Source organism: Pseudomonas sp. PB103 (assembly GCF_009764635.1).
Taxonomy (GTDB): domain Bacteria; phylum Pseudomonadota; class Gammaproteobacteria; order Pseudomonadales; family Pseudomonadaceae; genus Aquipseudomonas.
In genome coordinates this window covers 13,485-33,358 of sequence record NZ_RWIL01000075.1, presented here as the reverse complement: position 1 = coordinate 33,358, position 19,874 = coordinate 13,485, and the positions used below count along the sequence as shown (strand labels likewise).

The 19,874-nt window shown below is 59.8% G+C and carries 19 protein-coding genes; 10 read left to right on the top strand and 9 right to left on the bottom strand.

Features of this window, described 5'->3' with window-relative positions; translation table 11 throughout:
* The first annotated feature begins 55 nt into the window (after positions 1-55).
* Together tesB and EJA70_RS14355 are read left to right on the top strand one after the other, a co-directional pair.
* Positions 56-925, top strand: a complete 870-nt coding sequence (tesB, locus tag EJA70_RS14360) for an acyl-CoA thioesterase II (RefSeq protein WP_008082985.1) — start codon at positions 56-58, stop codon at positions 923-925.
* Positions 922-1,515 carry an HAD family hydrolase gene (locus EJA70_RS14355; protein ID WP_158831570.1) on the top strand — a complete coding sequence of 198 codons (594 nt, stop codon included), beginning with the start codon at positions 922-924 and terminating at the stop codon, positions 1,513-1,515. Before tesB ends, EJA70_RS14355 begins: the two co-directional genes overlap by 4 nt.
* A gap of 139 nt (positions 1,516-1,654) precedes the next feature.
* Here EJA70_RS14355 and EJA70_RS14350 read toward each other — a convergent pair whose 3' ends face one another.
* The 4 genes from EJA70_RS14350 to EJA70_RS14335 all read right to left on the bottom strand — a co-directional run bounded on the left by EJA70_RS14350 (position 1,655) and on the right by EJA70_RS14335 (position 6,253).
* On the bottom strand, positions 1,655-2,605 hold the full coding sequence (locus EJA70_RS14350) for an alpha/beta hydrolase (protein WP_158831568.1): 951 nt from the start codon (positions 2,603-2,605) through the stop codon (positions 1,655-1,657).
* Complete coding sequence (locus tag EJA70_RS14345; RefSeq protein WP_158831566.1) at positions 2,606-3,493, bottom strand: neutral zinc metallopeptidase; 888 nt, start codon at positions 3,491-3,493, stop codon at positions 2,606-2,608. It abuts the gene before it with no gap.
* A gap of 203 nt (positions 3,494-3,696) precedes the next feature.
* The gene (locus EJA70_RS14340; protein WP_158831564.1) at positions 3,697-4,530 is read right to left on the bottom strand and encodes an aldo/keto reductase; all 834 of its coding nucleotides are present in this window, start codon (positions 4,528-4,530) and stop codon (positions 3,697-3,699) included.
* A complete protein-coding gene (locus EJA70_RS14335) occupies positions 4,514-6,253 on the bottom strand; it encodes an FAD-dependent oxidoreductase (protein WP_158831562.1) in 1,740 nt (579 codons plus the stop codon). Before EJA70_RS14335 ends, EJA70_RS14340 begins: the two co-directional genes overlap by 17 nt.
* Positions 6,254-6,430: 177 nt before the next feature.
* Between EJA70_RS14335 and EJA70_RS14330 the strand changes: the two genes are divergently transcribed.
* The 4 genes from EJA70_RS14330 to EJA70_RS14315 all read left to right on the top strand — a co-directional run bounded on the left by EJA70_RS14330 (position 6,431) and on the right by EJA70_RS14315 (position 10,312).
* Complete coding sequence (locus EJA70_RS14330) at positions 6,431-7,207, top strand: IclR family transcriptional regulator (RefSeq protein WP_158831560.1); 777 nt, start codon at positions 6,431-6,433, stop codon at positions 7,205-7,207.
* A 216-nt stretch (positions 7,208-7,423) separates the two neighbouring features.
* Positions 7,424-8,485 carry a Gfo/Idh/MocA family protein gene (locus EJA70_RS14325; RefSeq protein ID WP_158831558.1) on the top strand — a complete coding sequence of 354 codons (1,062 nt, stop codon included), beginning with the start codon at positions 7,424-7,426 and terminating at the stop codon, positions 8,483-8,485.
* A gap of 2 nt (positions 8,486-8,487) precedes the next feature.
* On the top strand, positions 8,488-9,303 hold the full coding sequence (locus tag EJA70_RS14320) for a sugar phosphate isomerase/epimerase (protein ID WP_158831556.1): 816 nt from the start codon (positions 8,488-8,490) through the stop codon (positions 9,301-9,303).
* A 118-nt stretch (positions 9,304-9,421) separates the two neighbouring features.
* Positions 9,422-10,312 carry a DMT family transporter gene (locus tag EJA70_RS14315; protein ID WP_158831554.1) on the top strand — a complete coding sequence of 297 codons (891 nt, stop codon included), beginning with the start codon at positions 9,422-9,424 and terminating at the stop codon, positions 10,310-10,312.
* An 87-nt stretch (positions 10,313-10,399) separates the two neighbouring features.
* On the opposite strand, the gene EJA70_RS14310 is transcribed toward EJA70_RS14315, so the two are convergent.
* Positions 10,400-11,737 carry an MFS transporter gene (locus tag EJA70_RS14310; protein WP_158831552.1) on the bottom strand — a complete coding sequence of 446 codons (1,338 nt, stop codon included), beginning with the start codon at positions 11,735-11,737 and terminating at the stop codon, positions 10,400-10,402.
* 351 nt (positions 11,738-12,088) lie between these two features.
* On the opposite strand from EJA70_RS14310, the gene quiC reads away from it, so the two are divergent.
* Entirely contained in the window at positions 12,089-13,990 is a 1,902-nt protein-coding gene (gene quiC, locus EJA70_RS14305; RefSeq protein ID WP_158831550.1) for a 3-dehydroshikimate dehydratase QuiC, read from the top strand.
* Positions 13,991-14,091: 101 nt separating this feature from the next.
* Positions 14,092-14,769, top strand: a complete 678-nt coding sequence (locus EJA70_RS14300) for a TetR family transcriptional regulator (protein ID WP_158831548.1) — start codon at positions 14,092-14,094, stop codon at positions 14,767-14,769.
* Between the two features lie 78 nt (positions 14,770-14,847).
* Here the strand turns inward: EJA70_RS14300 and EJA70_RS14295 are convergent, their stop codons facing one another.
* On the bottom strand, positions 14,848-15,702 hold the full coding sequence (locus EJA70_RS14295) for a shikimate dehydrogenase (protein WP_158831546.1): 855 nt from the start codon (positions 15,700-15,702) through the stop codon (positions 14,848-14,850).
* Between the two features lie 5 nt (positions 15,703-15,707).
* The gene (gene aroQ, locus EJA70_RS14290) at positions 15,708-16,148 is read right to left on the bottom strand and encodes a type II 3-dehydroquinate dehydratase (protein ID WP_008084592.1); all 441 of its coding nucleotides are present in this window, start codon (positions 16,146-16,148) and stop codon (positions 15,708-15,710) included.
* Between the two features lie 314 nt (positions 16,149-16,462).
* Between aroQ and EJA70_RS14285 the strand changes: the two genes are divergently transcribed.
* Positions 16,463-16,891, top strand: a complete 429-nt coding sequence (locus tag EJA70_RS14285; protein ID WP_158831544.1) for a DUF4160 domain-containing protein — start codon at positions 16,463-16,465, stop codon at positions 16,889-16,891.
* Positions 16,888-17,334 carry a DUF2442 domain-containing protein gene (locus tag EJA70_RS14280; protein ID WP_158831542.1) on the top strand — a complete coding sequence of 149 codons (447 nt, stop codon included), beginning with the start codon at positions 16,888-16,890 and terminating at the stop codon, positions 17,332-17,334. Before EJA70_RS14285 ends, EJA70_RS14280 begins: the two co-directional genes overlap by 4 nt.
* 55 nt (positions 17,335-17,389) lie before the next feature.
* On the opposite strand, the gene trmA is transcribed toward EJA70_RS14280, so the two are convergent.
* Positions 17,390-18,469, bottom strand: a complete 1,080-nt coding sequence (trmA, locus tag EJA70_RS14275; RefSeq protein WP_158831540.1) for a tRNA (uridine(54)-C5)-methyltransferase TrmA — start codon at positions 18,467-18,469, stop codon at positions 17,390-17,392.
* Positions 18,466-19,761, bottom strand: a complete 1,296-nt coding sequence (locus EJA70_RS14270) for an NCS2 family permease (protein WP_158831538.1) — start codon at positions 19,759-19,761, stop codon at positions 18,466-18,468. Before EJA70_RS14270 ends, trmA begins: the two co-directional genes overlap by 4 nt.
* Positions 19,762-19,874: the final 113 nt, after the last annotated feature.

The window sequence follows — 19,874 nt, the reverse complement described above, 5'->3', positions numbered from 1 at the left end:
AATCGCCCGCCGCAGCCAAGACTGCGCGGCATAGCTTTGTGTGAGGAGAGTCTGAATGAGCCAAGTGTTGGAAGATCTGGTCGACCTGCTGACCCTGGAACCGATCGAAGAAAACCTGTTCCGTGGCCGTAGCCAGGACTTGGGTTTCCGTCAGTTGTTCGGTGGTCAGGTGCTCGGTCAGTCGCTGTCGGCGGCCAGTCAGACGGTTGAAGAAGCGCGCCATGTGCACTCGATGCACGGTTATTTCCTGCGTCCGGGCGACGCCAAATTGCCAGTGGTTTATTCGGTTGATCGCGTGCGCGATGGCGGCAGTTTCAGCACCCGCCGCGTCACGGCGATCCAGAAGGGCCATCCGATTTTTACCTGCAGCGCTTCGTTCCAGTACGACGAAGCCGGCTTCGAACACCAGAGCCAGATGCCTGTCGTGGTCGGCCCGGAAAACTTGCCGTCGGAGCTGGAGCTGTTCCAGCAACGCGCGCAACTGATCCCCGAGCACATGCGTGAAAAGCTGCTGTGCCCGAAGCCGATCGAAGTGCGCCCGGTCACTGAAAAGGATCCGTACAACCCGCAACCGGCCGATCCGGTGAAGTACGTGTGGTTCCGTGCAGACGGTGCGCTGGCCGACATTCCCGCGCTGCACAAATACCTGCTGGCCTACGCCTCGGACTTCGGTCTGCTGACCACCTCTATGCTGCCCCACGGCAAATCGGTCTGGCAGAAAGACATGCAGGTCGCCAGCCTCGATCACGCGCTGTGGTTCCACAACGATCTGCGCGCCGATGACTGGTTGCTCTACGCGATGGACAGTCCGTGGGCCGGCAATTCCCGTGGTTTTTCCCGTGGCAGCGTGTACAACCGCGCCGGGCAACTGGTCGCGTCGGTGACGCAGGAAGGCCTGATTCGTCATCGCAAGGATTGGGCATGAGCCTGAGCGACGTTCGCCATTGGGTGTTCGACATGGACGGCACGCTGACCGTTGCCGTGCATGACTTTGCGGCGATTCGCGTGGCATTGGCGATTCCGCCGCAGGACGACATCCTTACGCATCTCGCCGCGTTGCCGGCGGATGAGGCGGCGGCCAAACATGCGTGGTTGCTTGAGCACGAACGCGATCTGGCACTGGGCTCGACCCCGGCGACCGGGGCGGTGGAATTGGTGCGTGATCTGCACGCGCGCGGTTATCGCCTTGGCATCCTCACCCGCAACGCGCGGGAGTTGGCGCATGTGACGCTGGAGGCGATTGGTTTGGCTGACTGCTTTGCGGTGGACGATGTGCTGGGCCGCGACGAAGCGCCACCGAAGCCGCACCCGGGTGGATTGCTGAAGTTGGCAGAGGCCTGGGATGTGGCGGCCAGCGAGATGGTGATGGTCGGTGATTACCGCTTTGATCTGGATTGCGGGCGAGCGGCGGGGGCGCGCACGGTATTGGTGAATTTGCCGGATAACCCGTGGCCTGAGTTGACCGATTGGCATGCCAAGGATTGTGTCGAGTTGCGCAGGATGTTGTTTACCTGACATTTCGGTTGTTTGATATGGCCTCATCGCTGGCAAGCCAGCTCCCACAGGGATTTTCAGTGGATGCAAAATGTGTGCGACACAACCCACTGTGGGAGCTGGCTTGCCAGCGATGGCGGCAGATCATTCAATACAGGACTTATTCAAACAACGCCTTCTGCCCCTCCGGCGAGGTCAGCATGCCATCGCCGTTATGCCCGACCCCGGGCACTTCAACCAGCCGCTGATTCACCCCTTCCGGATGGCGGCGCAGCAAATAGCCGAAGTACAACTTCCCACGCTCCAGACGATAGGCACCTTGCGCCTCGGCTTCACATCGCTTGTCCAGCGCCGGATGCTTGGGATCGATGTCCTGCTGCCCCAGCAGATAAATCATCTCGCGTTTGATGTAACTGCTCTCAAGCTGCAACGGCGTTTGCCCACCGGCGTACACCGGCATGTCTGTCAGACCGTACTTCCAGCGATTGAAACCCACGCACTTGGCATGATCGAACGCCACCGGCCGCTGTTCATTGAAGTACGCATAGGACGAAGGATTGGCCACCACGTAGCGCAAACGAATGCCGTTGGCCTTCAGCGCGGGCTGATCCTTGGCCAGCAGGGCATAACGCTGCACCACCTGACCGCCGCCAGAGTGTCCGAAAATAACGATCTGCTTCACGTCGGGAAACTGTTTGCGATCGCTGATCCGCGCGACGATTTCGTCCAGCGCCGCGTAGGAACTCAACGGATTCGGCCCTGTGGATAACCCGCCGCCCATCCAATCGTTACCTTGCCAGCGCAGCAACGTCGCAGGCAACGAGTACAAAGCGACATCGCTTTCATTGAGAAACTGTGGCGCGATCACCAGCGTGTGCGCACTTTGCCCGGCCAGTTCGGCCGCGCTCTCGGCGCTTTTGCGATAGGTCTCGGCGTTGCGCAAACGGCCATGAATGACGATCAGCACACGCTCAATCTTCTCCGGCGCGGGGCCGATACCCACTGCCATTTCGCCGGCCTTGAGTTGCAAGCGACCCGGGCTGATTGCATCGACACCGGCGGCTTGCGCAGTGCTGCCAACTATCAGTAACGCCAAAAGCCATTTATGCATTTACAGGTTTTTCGCCGCGAAGGTGTCGCACTGGCCGACCTGGCCCTGCGCGAATCCGGTTTTGAACCAGCGCACCCTTTGCGCCGACGTACCGTGGGTAAACGAGTCCGGCACCACACGACCCTGACCCTGTTGCTGCAAGCGATCATCACCGATGGCGTTGGCCGCGTTCAAGGCTTCTTCGATGTCGCCCGGTTCCAGCCAGTTCAGGCGCTTCTGCGCACTGTAGGCCCAAACGCCAGCCAGACAGTCAGCCTGCAATTCCTGACGCACCAACAAACCGCCGGCGCCTTCCATCTGCCGACCTTGCTGGCGGGCTGTCTGAATTTTCGCCGAGACGCCGAGCAGCGTCTGTACATGGTGTCCGACTTCGTGCGCGATCACGTAGGCCTGGGCGAAATCGCCGGCAGCCTTGAAGCGTTGCGACATTTCCTGGAAGAACGCCATGTCCAGATAAACCTTCTGGTCAGCCGGGCAATAGAACGGGCCGGTGGCGGACGTTGCCAGGCCGCAGGCGGAATTCACCCGATTGCTGAACAGCACCAGCGTCGGGTCTTTGTATTGGCGCCCGGCCTGTTGGAAAATCGCTCCCCAAGTGTCTTCGGTATCACCGAGGATCGAACGGACGAATTCGGCTTGCTCATCATTGGCCGGCGGCGCCTGACGAGTTTGCGAGGTCGGCGCCGCTTGCTGGGTGGATTGCCCGGTGAGCTGGCCGAGGATCTGCAATGGATCCTGCCCAGTGATCCAGCCGATCCCGACGATCAGCAGGATCGCGCCCAGGCTCAGGCCTTTGCCGCCGCCGAAGCGCATGCCGCCGCCACCGCCGGCATCATCACCACGGGCATCGACGACGTTGTCACTGCGTCGGCCTTTTTTCCATAGCATGTGGGAATCCTCTGTTTGTATCGGGTGAATAGCACGTGGTGATGAGTGTTGCTGGTGTGTGAGTGTGGCGCCAGTCCGGTCGTCCGTCTATTGGCCACACGCAAACAGGCCCGGCCTCGTGCAGACGAGGTCGGGCCTGTTATTGACGATCGCCCGGCCCGCGAATTCAATCCGGTGGCGGGTTTCTTTCAGCAGGTCATCGATCAGCGATCAAAGGCATCCCATTCAGGCGCGAAATCCGGGCTGACCTGGCGTTGATTTTTCGGCAGTGCGGCAATCAATGCGCGGTCTTCATCGTCGAGTTCGACCTTCAGCGAGGCCAGGTTGGCCAGTTGATTGGTCTGGCTGCTGGCCTTGGGAATGGCCGCAACGTTGGGCTGATCGAGCAACCATTTCAAGGCGACCTGGGTCGGCAGCACGCCGTGCTTTTGCGCGATCTGTTGGATCTGCGGGATGTCCGAGACTTTGTTGCGCGCCAACGGGGTGTAGGCCGTCAGTGCCATGTCGTGTTGGCGGGCGTAGTCGAGCAGGGCGTTTTGGCCGAGGAGAACGTGGTACTCGACCTGAATCGCTGACAGACAAATCCCGTATTCCTCGACGACTTTGCGCAGCAGCGCCAGGGGGAAATTCGCCACGCCGATGTTGCGGGCCAACCCCTGTTCCTTGAATGACGCCAATGTTTCGAGCGTACGGGGTAAATCCCAGTCCGTGCTCGGCCAGTGGATCATGAACAAATCGACGTAGTCGCTGCGCAAGGCTTTGAGGCTGCGCGCCATGGAGTGGCGCATGGCATCGGGTTGCAGCTGATCCCACCAGACTTTGCTGGTGACATGGATCTGCTCGCGCGGTGTCGGCGTATTCGCCAGCGCTTGTCCGACCGCGTCTTCATTGTTGTAGGCCGCTGCCGTGTCGATGTGGCGATAACCGAGTTCCAGCGCCTGCTCGACGGCGCGGGTGCATTCGTCGCCGAGCATCGGCCAGGTGCCGAGGCCGAGTTTCGGCATGTTCAAGCCCTGGGCATTAACGATGTGCTGCATGGTCGATCTCCTGTTCGAAAGCAGTGATGCCGGCGATGTGCCGGGCGGCGATGTAACCGAACGTCAGCGCCGGGCCGAGGTTGATCCCGCCTGCCGGGTAGTGGCCGCCCATGATGCTGGCCATGTCGCCGCCTGCCGCGTAGAGCCCGGTGATGGCGTGTTCGTTGGCGTCGAGCACTTGCGCGTGCGGGTTGACCTTGAGGCCGGCGAAGGTGCCGAAACAGCCCGGCTGGACTTTCACGGCATAGAACGGGCCGGTGTCTATCGGGGCAACGCAGGGGTTGGGCAGGTTCGCCGGGTCACCCTGTTTGCGGTTGTAAGGTGTTGAGCCGCGCCCGAATTGCGGGTCTTCGCCGTTGCGTGCATGGCGATTGTAATCGTCGAGAGTCTGGCGCAAGCCGCCCGGGTCGATGCCGCAAGCACTGGCCAATTCTTCAACGCTGTTACCGGTTTTCAGATAGCCGCTGCGGATAAATTCTGACACTGGCAGCGGAAACGGCCTCGATATGCCAAGGCCATAACGCCGTTGAAAGGCGTGGGTGCAGATCAGCCACGAGGCGACTTCTTCGCCTTCCGGCGCGGCGGCAACCATGGCGCTGACATAGTCGTAGTAACCGTTGGCTTCGTTGACGAAGCGCTGACCGTTGCGCAGCACACCGATGATTCCGGGTTTGCCGCGCTCGATGATGTGTGGGAAATGGCCGGTGCTGCCGTCGGAATGTGGCACTTGCGACACCGGTGCCCACGCCACCGGTGAAGCGACATCGGTGTTGACCCGCGCGCCGACGCTTTCCCCCAGGCGCAGGCCATCGCCGTTGACGGCCAGCGGCGGCAGCGCCCAATGCTCGTGGCCGGTTGGCGTGCGTGGGAACAGGGCTTTGCGCCGTTCGATATCGTTGGCGAAGCCTCCCGCCGCGAGTACCACGGCTTTGCGCGCACGGATGCGGATCGGGCCTTTACGGCTGTTGATCAAGGCTCCCGAAACGCGGTTTCCGTCCTGCAGCAGTTCGGTAACTGGCGCTGAGTGCCACAGCAATACCCCGAGGTCTTCGGCGGATTTCGCCAGTCGCGCGACCAGCGCCACGCCGTTGACCAGTTGCATTGCCCGGCCGTGAATCGCGAGGTCGAGCAGGTGCCGAGTAAAACGTCGCGTCACATGCCACGCCGCTTTCAGCGAACGAGTCAAATTGAGGAACGCCGAAAGATCCGCGCCGGCCATGATCGGCATGCCCATGAAGGACGTTTCGCGCATCGTTGTACGAAGACGCTTGAGCAAGCGCCCGACTTTGCGTCCGTCGTAAGGGGCGGCGATGACAGAACGTCCACCGGTGCCAGCGCCCGGCGTGTCGCCATGAATGTCGGCAATGGCGTTGCCGTCGGCAAATTGCAGGACGGTGTGCTGCTCGAAAAACGCCACCATGCGTGGCCCGGCGGTCAGGAAGGCGTCGATCATTGCCGGGTCGAAATGCTCGCCCAGTTCATGGCGCAAATAGGTGCGCGGTTGTTCGACGTCTTCGATGATGCCGGCCCGACGTGCCAGTGGATTGCACGGCACCCACGCCCAGCCGCCCGACCACGCGGTAGCACCACCGAAGACCGGATCTTTTTCCACGACGATAACCTTCAGGCCATGCCACGCCGCAGTGACGGCCGCCGACAACCCGGCGGCGCCGGAGCCGACGACCAACACGTCGCAGTCGATTTCGGGAAGTTCGACAGACATCAAACAAGGCTCCAGCGCTGAATTTTTTTTGGAATTTGATTCCAGAAAATAACCAGTGGCGGCACCGCTCGACAAGTCTTGGGCCGACAAAGCGGGCGGTTATCGAACGGGCGGTTGCAGATTTCGCTTTGCCAAGGATGTCTTCTAGAATCGGCGAAATTTCATTTGGATTTCTCCATGGCCGGCAGTCAAATCGAACGGGTTTTCAGCGTGCTGGAAAGCCTCACCAGTGATTCGCGCGGGCTGCCGATGCAGACGCTGGCCGAGCAACTGGACATCCCCAAGAGCGCAACGCATCGCTTGCTCGCCGAGCTGATCCGCCTGGGCTACGTGCGGCAGAATCCGGAGACCCTGCGTTATCACCTGTCGACCAAACTGGTTGCGATGGGCTTTCAATACTTGTCGAGCAGCGGTGCCGACATCGTTCAGCCGGTGCTTGATCGGCTGGCGCAAGAGAGCGGCGAGCTGGTGCGCCTGGGCGTGATCGACGGCGAGCGCCAAACCTGGATTGCCAAAGCGCAAGGCGCGCGCACCGGTCTGCGCTATGACCCGGACATGGGCCGCGATGCGCCGCTGTTCTACACTGCGTCCGGGCATGCGTGGCTGGCGTGCATGACCGACGCCGAGGCGCTGTCGATGGTCGAACGTCAGGCGGCGGAGGTGCCGGCGGGTGTCGGGCCGAATGCGCCGCGTTCCAATATCGAATTGCTGGAACGCCTGCGCCTGGCCCGTGAACAGGGTTATGCCTGCGTTGAAGAAAGCTCGGCGGTCGGCACTTCGGCCATTGCCGCGGTGGTGAAACATCCTACGGATGGTCGAGTGATCGGCGTGCTGAGTATCGCCGGCCCCAGTGCGCGCATGCCGGGCGCACGCTTGCATGAACTGGCGCCGCTGTTGCTGACATTCACCAAAGAATTATCAGCAGCCAGTCTGGCCTCGGAACTGTTCATCTAATAGCCACAATCCCCTGTAGGAGCTGCCGCAGGCTGCGATCTTTTGATGTTGTTTTTAAAGACAGGATCAAAAGATCGCAGCCTGCGGCAGCTCCTACAGGGGAAAAGTTGTGCGGTGTTCGCACGGTTCTCGGATTGGTGGGTTTTTGATTCTGGAACTCGGTTCTAAATTGTTGCTGGAGTGGTATTCCAATAACAATCACAAGAGGATCGCGCCTTGAATTCGCCCCTTCGAATCGCCCTGATCGGCGCCGGCAACATGGGCCAGCAACATTATCGACACCTGCAAACCCTGAGCGAAGCGACGCTGTGCGCAGTGGCTGATCCTGGGTCGCAAGCCGCAGCCCTGGCGGCTGAGTGGGGTGTAAGGCATTTCGCTGATCACCGTCAGATGCTCGAGCAGATCAGGCCAGACGCGGTAATCGTCGCCAATCCGAATAATCAACATGTCAGCACGGCCCTCGATTGCCTGGCGGCGGGCGTACCGGTGTTGCTGGAAAAACCGGTCGGCGTGCACCTCGATGAAGCGCGTGTGTTGGTCGCGGCGGTCAAAAGCAGTGGCGTGCCGGTATTGGTCGGCCATCACCGACGGCACAATCCGCTGATCGTGCGAGCCCATGAACTGGTGCAGAGCGGCGCGCTCGGGCGTCTGACCACGGTCACCGCGCTGTTCCAGTTGCGCAAACCGGACAGCTATTTCGAGATCCCGTGGCGTCGTGAACCGGGCGCCGGCATGTTGCTGACCAACCTTATCCACGACCTCGATTTGCTCCGGCATCTGTGCGGTGAAGTGCGCTCGGTGCAAGCGATCACCGACAACGCTGTGCGGGGTTTTGCCAATGAAGACAGCGCGGCGGTGTTGCTGCAATTCGCGGGCGGCACATTGGGTACGTTGAGCGGTTCGGATGCGGTCGCCGCGCCATGGAGTTGGGAGCTGGACTCCGGCGAAAACCCGGTGTATCCGCGTCAGGCCGATCAGCCGTGTTACTTGTTGGCCGGGACCGCCGGCGCATTGAGTATTCCGCAGCTCAAGCACTGGCATTACGCCGCTGATCAGGTGGATGCCGGTTGGCATGAACCGTTACAGGTGGTGCAAGAGTCCTACAGCGGTGACGACGCTTTACGTTTGCAGTTAGAGCATTTCGTACGCGTGGCGCGGCGTGAAGTCGAGCCGCTGGTCAGTGCGGCCGACGCCGCCCGCACCCTTGCACTGATTGAAGCCATTCGCGCCGCCGCCGCTACCGGCCGTGCTTGCGCCCCTGCACTGATCGAGGCTTGAACATGAGCGAACGCATTCTTTCCCTGGCCAGCCTTACCGTGCTGGAGTTGTCGCCACCGCAAATGGTCGAAGTCGCTGCACGCGCCGGTTATAGCCATGTCGGTCTGCGCCTGGAACCGGCAACGCCTGAGGAATATCACTTTCCATTGGTAGCCGATGGCGACTTGCGTCGTCGGACGTTGGCGCAGTTGCGCGATAGCGGTATCCGTGTGCTCGACGTGGAAATCCTCCGTCTGAAACCGCAAACCGTGGTGGCCGACTTCGAGAAACTTCTTACGGTCGGTGCGGAATTTGGCGCTACTGAATTGCTGGTCGCCGGTAACGATCCTGACGAGCAGCGGCTTACCGATAATTTTGCGGCGCTGTGTGATCTGGCGGCGCCGTACGGGTTGCATCCGCACCTGGAGTTCATGCCCTGGACGGATGCGCGCAATCTTGAGCAAGCGCTGCGCATTGTTGAAAACGCTGATCGGGAAAATGCTGCGGCGCTGGTCGACGCGTTTCATTTTGATCGTTCGGCGTCACGGCTGGAGGATCTGGCAGGTGTGCCCGCGTCGCGCCTGCGATATGCGCAATTATGTGATGTCGCGGGGCCGAGGCCGTCAGACATGGCCGAGATCTTGCGTCAGGCGCGCAACGAGCGACGGTTTCCCGGCGAGGGCGATTGCGATCTGCTCGGGTTGTTGAAAGCGCTGCCGACTAATATTCCACTGAGCCTGGAAATTCCCACGGTGAAATTGCTGGAGCAGGGCGTGAGCGGATTGCAGCGGGCGCAGATGGCGATTGATAAAACTCGAGCGTTGTTGGCGCGACTGTAAGCGGTGCTGCGCACCTGTTCGCGGGCAAGCCTTGCTCCTACGGGGTTTACCCAACCCCTGTAGGAGCAAGGCTTGCCCGCGAAGCTTTTGATCTTTTTCGGCACCACAAGGAAACCCAATGACCATCAGCACCCCGCTCTCCGGTGTCAATCAACCCTTCAAGGGCATCTTGCTGATCGTCGTGGCGACCTTCCTGTTTTCCAGTCACGACGCACTGTCGAAATACCTGTCCGGTTTCTACCCGATCGTGATGGTGGTCTGGGCGCGCTATCTGGTGCACACCTTACTGATGGCGGGGATTTTTCTGCCGCAGTCGGGATTGCGCGTCCTACGTACCAAGAAGCCGTTATGGCAGTTGGTTCGGGCACTTTGCCTACTCGGCACCAGCCTGTTTTTCACCACGGCGCTGCTGTACATCCCGCTGGCGGAAGCCACGGCGGTCAACTTTCTTGCGCCGGTATTGGTCACGGCATTGTCAGTGCCGCTGCTCAAGGAGCGAGTGACACGCGGCCAATGGATCGCGGTCATCTGCGGTTTTATCGGCGTGCTGATCATCGTTCATCCGGGCGGTGAACTGTTCACTCCTGCGGTGCTTCTGCCGTTCTGCTCGGCGCTGTTTTTCTGTTTCTATCAGTTGCTCACGCGCAAGCTGGCAGAGGTGGACAGTCCGACCACCAGTAACTTTTTCGCCGGGTTGTGCAACACGCTGGTGATGAGTGCGCTGGTGCCGTTCTTCTGGCAGGTGCCGACGCTGACCCACGCCGGGTTGATGCTGGCGCTGGGCAGTTGCGGGATGACCGCGCATTTGTTCCTGACCCAGGCGTTCCGCCATGCCGCACCGGCGCTGCTGGCGCCGTTCGGTTATTGCCAGATCGTGTTTGCAGGGTTGTTGGGCTGGCTGCTGTTCAATCACACGCCGAGTCTGTTGACGATCATCGGCATCGCGGTGATCTGCTGCAGTGGACTGGCAGCAGCGTGGCAGCAAAGCCGAAAACACAAACCCCTGTAGGAGCTGACGAGTGAAACGAGGCTGCGATCTTTTGATCCTCAACATCAAGATCAAAAGATCGCAGCGTGCCGCAGCTCCTACATGGGTTTATTCGGTGACGGTCGGGATTTTGCGCGGGGCCATGAAGTACATCCAGGTCAGCGCAATGAAGTACATCGCCGGAATCAGGGTGAACAACACGGTGTAGTTGTTGTTGGTCACAGTCAGGATATGGCCGACGATCTGGGTCATGAACATCCCGCCAATCGCTGCGCACATGCCGCCGAAACCGAACACCGTGCTCATCATGTGCTTGGGCGTGTAGTCCATCACCAGGCTCCAGATGTTCGCGGTCCAGGCCTGATGCGCGCCGATCGCCAGAGAAATCGCCGCCACTGCCACCCACAGATTGGCCGAGCCAGCCGCCATGATCACGCCGATGATGCAGCAGGCGAACAGCAACATCGATAGCAGCCGCGCCTTGATCGAGTTCATCCCGCGACCGATCAGGAACGAAGACAGAATCCCGCCTCCGACGCTGCCAAAGTCAGCGGTCACGTAGATGATGATCAGCGGAATACCCATCTGGGTGACGTTGATGCCCAGGTTGTATTGCTGATTGAGAAACGGCGGCAGCCAGTACAGGTAGAACCAGAACACCGGCGCGGTCAGCGCATAAGCGATGGCGAAGGCCCAAGTGCCGCGCATCCGCAGGATTCTCGAGAACGGTACGCGGGCCTGCTCCGGTTCGACTTCCTGCTGGATGTAGTCCAGTTCGGATTGCTTGACGCTCGGGTGATCTTCCGGGTTGAAGTACTTCAAGCCCCAGAACAGCAACCAGATGCCGCCGAGTGCCGACATGCACAGGAATGCCGCTTGCCAGCCCCAGACGTGGAGAACCAGTGGCAGCAACATCGGCGTGAACATCGCGCCGACGTTGGTGCCGGCGTTGAAGATGCCGGTGGCGACTGCACGTTCGCCGGCCGGGAACCACAGGCGCGTGGTTTTCACGCAGGCCGGGTAGTTCGCCGCTTCCGTCAGGCCGAGGATGAACCGGCAGACCATGAAACCGATGGCCGATGTCGCCAGACCGTGGGCACCGGTGGCCAGGCTCCACAGCAACACGGCGCAGAAGAACACGCGTTTGACGCCGACCCGGTCGATCAGTCGACCTTGCAGGACGAAACCGATCGCGTAGCCGACCTGAAACCAGAAGTTGATGTTGGCGTAATCCATCGCCGTCCAGCTCATTTCCTTGGCGAGGATTGGCTGCATGACGCCGAGGGCGGCGCGGTCGATGTAGTTCAGGGTGGTGGCGAAAAACACCAGCGCCAGCATGCCCCAACGGGTCTTGCCGACGGCCATGGCGCCGCGGATCTTGTCGCCGATGCCACCTGAGGCAGTGCTCATGGCCGGGGCCATGCGGGAAGTCTGTGAAGGAATCATGTGTTCCACCCGTTTTTGGATTTGTTATTTGGTGTGCTTTTTTCTGTGCACGCTGCGACCGGTGGTTCAGATCCGGACTCAATGTGCGGTCGATGTTGGGCAGTGGACGAAAAATCGTCAATTCGCCAAACCGCCATTGTGTTCGATAATCGCACGCAAAACTAACCGGGTAGTACACTTTAAATTGCTGCCACGTTCGATGCAGCCAATAATTTCCCTACTATAAAAACCCATCCCATGTAGGAGCTGCCGCAGGCTGCGATCTTTTGATCTTGATCTGAAAAGCAACATCAAAAGATCGCAGCCTGCGGCAGCTCCTACATTAAAGCGGCGCAGTCCGGGAGTTGAAGCATGCAGCGTTCCATTGCCACCGTTTCCTTGAGCGGCACCCTGCCGGAAAAACTCGAAGCCATTGCCGCCGCCGGGTTCGACGGGGTGGAGATATTCGAAAACGACCTCCTGTACTACGACGGCAGTCCACGGGAAATTAAACAGATGTGCGCCGACCTCGGTATCGCCATCACCCTGTTCCAGCCGTTCCGCGATTTCGAAGGCTGCCGCCGCGATCGCCTGGCGCGCAATCTTGAGCGCGCCGAACGCAAGTTCGACCTGATGCAGGAACTCGGCACCGACCTGGTGCTGGTCTGCAGCAACGCCTCGGCCGACAGCGTCGGCGATCAACAAATTCTAGTCGATGACCTGCGCCTGCTGGCCGAACGCGCCGGTGCGCGTGGCTTGCGCATTGGTTACGAAGCGCTGGCGTGGGGCCGTCATGTGAACACTTATCAACAGGTCTGGGACATCGTGCGTCAGGCTGATCACCCAAGCCTTGGGGTTTTGCTCGACAGCTTCCATACGCTGTCGTTGAAGGGCGATCCCCGCGCAATCGCCGACATTCCCGGCGACAAGATCTTTTTCGTACAAATGGCTGACGCGCCGATTCTGGCCATGGATGTGCTGGAGTGGAGCCGGCATTTCCGCTGCTTCCCGGGGCAGGGCGAATTCGATCTGCCGGGTTTCCTCGCGCCGATCATCCAGAGCGGTTATACCGGGCCGCTGTCGCTGGAAATCTTCAACGACGGTTTCCGCGCCGCACCGCCACGGGCGAATGCCGCTGACGGTTTGCGTTCGCTGCTGTATCTGGAAGAGAAGACTCGCCAGCGTCTGGAACAGGAAGCGACGCCTGTGGCCAACCGTGAAATCCTTTTTGAAACGCCGAAGGCTAGCGAATATAACGGCATCGAGTTTCTGGAGTTTGCCGTCGATGAAAGTCTCGGCGCCAAGCTGTCGAACTGGCTGGAGCGCCTCGGGTTCGTCAAGGCCGGGCAGCATCGCTCCAAGAGCGTGAGCCTGCTACGTCAGGGCGACATTAACCTGATCCTCAACTCCGAGCCTTATTCTTTTGCGCACAGCTTCTTCGAAGCCCACGGGCCGTCGTTGTGCGCCACCGCTGTGCGGGTCAAGGACAGCGCCAGTGCTTTGGCCCGCGCCGTGGCTTACAAAGGTCAGCCCTATCGCGGACTGGTTGGCCCTAACGAGCTAGAACTGGCGGCAGTGCGCGCTCCCGACGGTAGCCTGATTTATCTGGTGGATGAACAGGCCGATGTCTACGGCACCGATTTCAATCTGCTGGCGGATACGCCGGCCCGTGGCGGCCTCAAACGCATCGATCACATGGCCATGGCGCTGCCGGCCGACAGCCTCGACAGTTGGGTGCTGTTCTACAAGAGCCTGTTGGATTTCGAGGCGGACGACGAAGTTGTGTTGCCCGACCCGTACGGTTTGGTGAAGAGCCGCGCATTGCGCAGTCGCGACAGCTCGATCCGCTTGCCGCTGAACATTTCCGAGAACCGCAACACCGCGATCTCCCACGCACTGTCGAGTTATCGCGGTTCAGGTGTGCATCACATCGCCTTCGATTGTGACGACATCTTCGCCGAAGTCAGTCGCGCCAAAGAAGCCGGCGTACCGCTGCTGGATATCCCGCTCAACTATTACGACGACCTCGCCGCGCGTTTTGATTTCGACGACGAATTCCTCAGCGAGCTGGCGTATTACAACGTGCTCTACGATCGTGACGCGCAGGGCGGCGAGCTGTTTCACGTCTACACCGAGCCGTTCGAAGGGCGCTTCTTCTTCGAGATTATCCAGCGCAAGAACGGCTATGCCGGTTACGGTGCGGCCAATGTCGCGGTGCGTTTGGCAGCGATGGCCAAATCACGCAGTGGCGCCGTTCGCCAGGTGAAGTTGTAGGAAATTCGTAAACGCGGGATTAAACACGGCTCGCGCGGCTTCCTTCACTGTGCGGCGCGGCCCATAATCGCCGCCTGTGCAGTGATGGCCGTGAGCCCGCAATGACGATGAATACAGAACTTACCGCAGCTCCTGAAGTGTCCGCTGTAGAGCCGCGCAAGAGTCGCAAGAACAACCCGGAAAAGACCCGCGAGAACATCCTGCAGGAGGCGATCGTCGAGTTCGTCCAGCAGGGCTTGTCCGGTGCCCGCGTCGACGCGATTGCCGAGCGCATCCACACCTCCAAACGCATGATCTATTACTACTTCGGCAGTAAGGAGCAGCTGTACGTCGAGGTGCTGGAGAAGCTATACGGCGATATCCGCAACACCGAAAACCGGCTGCACCTGGCCGAGTTGGCGCCGGTGGAAGCGATTCGCCGACTGGTCGAGTTCACCTTCGATCACCACGACCGCAACGTCGATTTCGTGCGCATTGTCAGCATCGAAAATATCCACAATGCTGAATACGTGAAGCGTTCCGATGCGATCAAGGCGATGAACAACACCATCCTCGATTCACTGGGTGAGATTTTGCGTCGGGGCGTTGAAGAGGGTGTGTTCCGTGCGGGGCTCGATGCGCTGGATGTGCATTTGTTGATCAGTTCGTTCTGCTTCTATCGCGTGTCGAACCGGCACACGTTTGGCGAGATCTTCCAGATTGACCTGCCGGATGAAAGCATCAAACAGCGTCATCGCGAGATGATCTGCGAATCGGTGCTGCGTTACCTGCAAGCCTGACAATCAAAAGATCGCAGCCTTCGGCAGCTCCTTCACCGATCCCTGTAGGAGCTGCCGCAGGCTGCGATCTTTTGATCTTCAGCTGTTCATGCTTTGAAAATGCGCGAGCATCCGCCGCGCATCCGGCACCACGCCGCTGAACAATTCAAACGCCTTCACCGCCTGAAACACCGCCATGTTGCCGCCATCCAGCGTCCTGCAGCCCAGTGCGCGGGCGTTGCGCAGCAGCTCGGTTTCCAGCGGGAAATACACAATCTCCGCCACCCACAATTCCTTGCGCAGCAACTCGACGGGCACCGGCATGCCCGGCAGTTTGGCCATGCCCATCGGCGTGGTATTGACCAGGCCGTCGGCCAGATTCAGCGTACTCGGCAGATCATGCCCGGCCACCGCACGACCGAAGCCGAAATGCTGATTGAGGTTGTTCGCCAGACTTTCTGCGCGCGCAGTGTCGACATCAAAAATGCTCAGCTGCTGCACGCCTTCGCTCAACAGGGCGTGGGCCACTGCCGCGCCTGCGCCGCCAGCGCCCATCTGGACCACACGCTCACGGGCGGCGTCCTGCAAGCCACGGCGAAAACCCTCGGCGAAACCGAGGCAATCGGTGTTGTGCCCGACGCGCTTGCCATCCCTCAGCACTACGGTATTCACCGCACCAATGCAGCGGGCTTCCGGCGACAACTCATCGAGCAGCGGGATGATTGCCTGCTTGCACGGAAAGGTAATGTTCAACCCGGTGTAGTTCATCCGCTCGGCCGCCAGCAGCAGGTCGGGCAGGGCGGTGGTGTCCATTTTCAGTTGATCCAGATCGATCAATCGATACAGGTAGCGCATCCCCTGCGCATCGCCTTCATGTTCATGCAGTGCCGGCGTGCGTGAAGCCTGAATACCGGCGCCGATCAGTCCGGCGAGTATTACGTTGCGACGGGACATACGATTCACCCCTTCAGCCGCTGACTGAAATGTTCCAGTGCCAGGCGATAGCCATGGCTGCCAAACCCGGCCATCACTGCCGTGGCAATCGCCGAGACAAACGAGTGATGACGGAACGGTTCGCGGGCATGGACGTTGGACAGGTGCACTTCAATCACCGGCAGTTCGCTTGCGACCAGCGCGTCGCGAATCGCCACCGAAGTGTGCGTCCACGCGGCCGGATTGATCACGATCCCGGCGCAACGACCGCGAGCCGCGTGAATCCAGTCGAGCAGTTCGCCTTCGTGATTGGTCTGGCGAAACTCCACCGCCAGGCCGAACTCTTCAGCCGCGCGACCGCATAGCGCCGAGATGTCCGCCAGGGTTTCGTGACCGTAAGTCGCCGGCTCGCGGGTGCCGAGCAAGTTCAGGTTCGGGCCGTTGAGCACCAGAACGATAGGGGGCATGAGGGGTAACTCCACTTATTGTTTTTGGCTTTGGCCAGAGGTTTCGGCCTGTGGAGATAAAATGTACTAGATGGTTACCATGGTCAATTGAACAAAAATGGACGTGGCGTTTTATGTTCGGTGATCGCACAGAAGCAACATTGATCGAGATATGACGACAGCTTTGCTTACGTTTTTCACTGGAGATTGACCGGCTCATGACCTGTTACGACGCTAGCCTCAAAAGCGCTGAAACGTCATGTGCCGATCACCAGTCGTCGGATTGGAAAGGAATCTTGAATTCTGAAACTTATTAACCTAACGGATGGGTTAGCATGAAGGTGTGCAGCTACAATGGATTGTCGATTGTCATCATGTTGCGAGATGAGCATTGCCCCCCGCACGTTCACATGAATGCAGGTAGCTGGAGCGCCCGATTACAGTTCAGTTTCTGGCACAACGATATTGAGCTCTGGGATGTCATGCCGCTTTCTCGTCGACCACCGTTAACCGTGCTGGAAGGCTTGTGTCGATCTCTTGAGCAGCCTGCTCATCTGCGACGAGCACGCGGGATCTGGTGGTCAAGATTGCAAACTGTCTGTCTCGACAATCAATTGTGGGACAGCCATTCAAACGAAGTGCTGGGGATGAAACTCGTCACTGACACGACATTCAGAGTGGGATCGGCGCGTTATCTGCCAGAAGAGGGCAAAACTCTTCTGACATTGATAGGCGCATTGGAAGGAGTGGAAATCGATTTATGAAAGTCATCAAGGCTAAGCCATCCACTCATCGTCCCCTGACGGAGGAGATGATCGACGCCGCCATCCTGCAAGGGGAGACACGCCGAGCGAGTAGCTTGCAGGCTGTCTCCGTAACCTTTGAAGAATCATCTCTGGTCATCCGTTTTGAGGATGGCAGCGGTGTGTTGCTTCCGGTGAACCAGTATCCAGAGTTTGACGGGTTTGATGCAGGCGACTACGAGGGGCTGACAGTCGGATTCGCAGGCACTGCGCTTTGCCATGAGGGCAAAGACCTTGACGTTTCCATTGCCGGGATGATTTCAGCGAGCCCGTCACTCATGAGGATGGCTGCGTCGGTGGTTGCTTCACGTAACGGTCGTCAAAGCAGTGCTGCGAAGTCCGAAGCTGCTCGAGCGAATGGCAAAAAGGGCGGGCGACCACGCAAGGCCGATCCCGCGTTGTAAACACCCACAAAAAAGCCGTCAATCACGACGGCTTTTTCGTATCAGGCTACTGCACTCAGCGCCGGGTCAGCAACACACCCGATTCCATGTGATGCGTCCACGGGAACTGGTCGAACAACGCGCACTTTGTAATGCGGTGCGTGTCGTGCAACTGGGCGATGTTCGCCGCGAGGGTTTCCGGGTTGCAGGAGATGTACAGGATGTTGTCGAAACGCCGGGTCAGCTCGCAGGTGTCCGGGTCCATACCGGCGCGTGGCGGGTCGACGAAGACGCTGCCGAACTCGTAGCTCTTCAGGTCGATGCCTTGCAGGCGACGGAACGGGCGCACTTCGTTGAGCGCTTCGGTCAGTTCTTCGGCGGATAAACGCACCAGGGTGACGTTATCCACAGCGTTTTCGCTGAGGTTGCTCAGTGCCGCGTTGACCGAGGTCTTGCTGATTTCGGTGGCCAGCACTTTGCGCACGCGGGTGGCGAGCGGCAGGGTGAAGTTGCCGTTGCCGCAATACAGCTCCAGCAAGTCATCAGTGCGATCGCCGAGTGCTTCATACGCCCAGTTGAGCATCTTCTGGTTCACGGTGCCGTTCGGCTGGGTGAACGCGCCTTCCGGCTGGCGATAGCTGAACGTGCGACCGCCGACGTCAAGTTTCTCGACCACATAATCGAGGCCAAGCACTTCGCGTTTGCCTTTCGAGCGACCAATGATGCTGACGCCCAGATCTGCCGACAACTGAGTTGCAGCAGCATGCCAGTGCGCGTCCAGCGGACGGTGATAGCACAGGGTGATCATTGCATCGCCGGACAGCGTGGTCAGGAATTCAACCTGAAACAGCTTGTGGCTCAATGCCGAACTGGCCTGCCACGCCGCTTTCAACTGCGGCATCAACTGGTTGATGCGCAGGCTGGCGATCGGGAATTCTTCGATCAGAATCGGCGTGCGTTTGTCGTCTTGAGCGAACATTGCGTAATGCCGATCGCCGCCCTCGCGCCACAGACGGAATTCGGCGCGCAGACGGAAGTTCTGCAATGGCGAGTCGAACACAGTCGGCTCGGGGGCATCGAACGGTGCCAGCAGATCACGCAAACGCGTGACCTTGGCTTCAAGTTGCTCGGCGTAAGCCTGGGAATCGAATGTCATGCGTTGAACCAACCCAACTTGATCACGAACAGAATCGACAGAATCACCAGCGCCGGGTTCAGCTCACGGGCACGGCCCGACAGCAGTTTGATCACGGTCCAGGAAATGAAGCCGAAGGCGATGCCGTTGGCGATCGAGTAAGTGAACGGCATGGCCAGCGCGGTCACCACGACTGGCGCGGCGACGGTGATGTCGTCCCAGTCTATTTCCGCCAGGCCCGAAGTCATCAACACGGCGACGAACAGCAGCGCTGGCGCGGTGGCGAATGCTGGAACGCTGGCCGCCAGAGGCGAGAAGAACAGCGCCAGCAGGAACAGGATTGCGACAACCACGGCAGTCAGGCCTGTACGGCCGCCGGCACTGACGCCGGCTGCGGACTCGATGTAACTGGTGGTAGTCGACGTGCCCAGCAGGGAGCCGGCCATGGCCGCGGTGCTGTCGGCGATCAGTGCACGACCCATTTTCGGCATGTGACCGTCCTTGCCCATCAGGCCGGCACGCTTGGCGACGCCGATCAGGGTGCCGGAGTTGTCGAACAGGTCGACGAACAGGAAGGCGAAGATCACGCTGACCAGACCGATGTCCAGTGCGCCTTTGATGTCCAGCTGCATGAAGGTCGGCGCCAGCGACGGAGGCATCGAGGTCACGCCGCCGAACGGGGTGAAGCCCATGGCGATGGAGATGATGGTCACCGCCAGAATGCCGATCAGCACCGCGCCGCGCACTTTCAGCGCTTCGAGAGCAACGATCAGGGCGAAGCCGAGGGTGGCGAGGATCGGTGCCGGTTGTTTCAGGTCACCGAGGCCGACCATGGTCGCCGGGTTGCTGACCACGATGCCGGCGTTGTGCAGGGCGATCAACGCCAGGAACAGGCCGATACCGGCGGCAATGGCCGAGCGCAGCGGCAGCGGGATGCTGTTGATGATCCATTCACGGATGCGGAAGATCGACAGCAGGAAGAAGCACACCGCCGAAATGAACACCGCACCCAGCGCCACTTGCCAGGTGTGGCCCATGTGCAGAACCACGGTATAGGTGAAGAAGGCGTTCAGACCCATGCCCGGAGCGAGGGCAATCGGGTAGTTGGCGATCAGGCCCATGATTGTCGAACCGATCGCGGCAGCCAGACAGGTGGCGACAAACACCGCGCCCTTGTCCATGCCGGTCTCGCCGAGAATGCTCGGGTTGACGAACAGAATGTAGGCCATGGCCAAGAAAGTCGTGATGCCCGCCAGAATCTCGGTGCGCACGTTGGTGTTGTGTGCCTTGAGTTGAAACAGCCTTTCCAGCATGTCTGCTCCCCGTGGCGCGCGTGGCGCCGTGAATGTATCGACCTCAACAGCAAAGCACAGACCGTCGCAAGCGCCTGGAAAATTGTGGTGGGCCGGAAAAAGCCGCGCATCAT

Coding starts and splice junctions, on each gene's coding strand:
- EJA70_RS14285 (WP_158831544.1), top strand. CDS start 16,463: ATGAAGGTGTGCAGCTACAATGGATTGTCGATTGTCATCATGTTGCGA.
- EJA70_RS14330 (WP_158831560.1), top strand. CDS start 6,431: ATGGCCGGCAGTCAAATCGAACGGGTTTTCAGCGTGCTGGAAAGCCTC.
- EJA70_RS14280 (WP_158831542.1), top strand. CDS start 16,888: ATGAAAGTCATCAAGGCTAAGCCATCCACTCATCGTCCCCTGACGGAG.
- EJA70_RS14315 (WP_158831554.1), top strand. CDS start 9,422: ATGACCATCAGCACCCCGCTCTCCGGTGTCAATCAACCCTTCAAGGGC.
- EJA70_RS14310 (WP_158831552.1), bottom strand. CDS start 11,737: ATGATTCCTTCACAGACTTCCCGCATGGCCCCGGCCATGAGCACTGCC.
- quiC (WP_158831550.1), top strand. CDS start 12,089: ATGCAGCGTTCCATTGCCACCGTTTCCTTGAGCGGCACCCTGCCGGAA.
- tesB (WP_008082985.1), top strand. CDS start 56: ATGAGCCAAGTGTTGGAAGATCTGGTCGACCTGCTGACCCTGGAACCG.
- EJA70_RS14340 (WP_158831564.1), bottom strand. CDS start 4,530: ATGCAGCACATCGTTAATGCCCAGGGCTTGAACATGCCGAAACTCGGC.
- EJA70_RS14295 (WP_158831546.1), bottom strand. CDS start 15,702: ATGTCCCGTCGCAACGTAATACTCGCCGGACTGATCGGCGCCGGTATT.
- EJA70_RS14335 (WP_158831562.1), bottom strand. CDS start 6,253: ATGTCTGTCGAACTTCCCGAAATCGACTGCGACGTGTTGGTCGTCGGC.
- aroQ (WP_008084592.1), bottom strand. CDS start 16,148: ATGCCCCCTATCGTTCTGGTGCTCAACGGCCCGAACCTGAACTTGCTC.
- EJA70_RS14350 (WP_158831568.1), bottom strand. CDS start 2,605: ATGCATAAATGGCTTTTGGCGTTACTGATAGTTGGCAGCACTGCGCAA.
- trmA (WP_158831540.1), bottom strand. CDS start 18,469: ATGACATTCGATTCCCAGGCTTACGCCGAGCAACTTGAAGCCAAGGTC.
- EJA70_RS14270 (WP_158831538.1), bottom strand. CDS start 19,761: ATGCTGGAAAGGCTGTTTCAACTCAAGGCACACAACACCAACGTGCGC.
- EJA70_RS14300 (WP_158831548.1), top strand. CDS start 14,092: ATGACGATGAATACAGAACTTACCGCAGCTCCTGAAGTGTCCGCTGTA.
- EJA70_RS14345 (WP_158831566.1), bottom strand. CDS start 3,493: ATGCTATGGAAAAAAGGCCGACGCAGTGACAACGTCGTCGATGCCCGT.
- EJA70_RS14355 (WP_158831570.1), top strand. CDS start 922: ATGAGCCTGAGCGACGTTCGCCATTGGGTGTTCGACATGGACGGCACG.
- EJA70_RS14320 (WP_158831556.1), top strand. CDS start 8,488: ATGAGCGAACGCATTCTTTCCCTGGCCAGCCTTACCGTGCTGGAGTTG.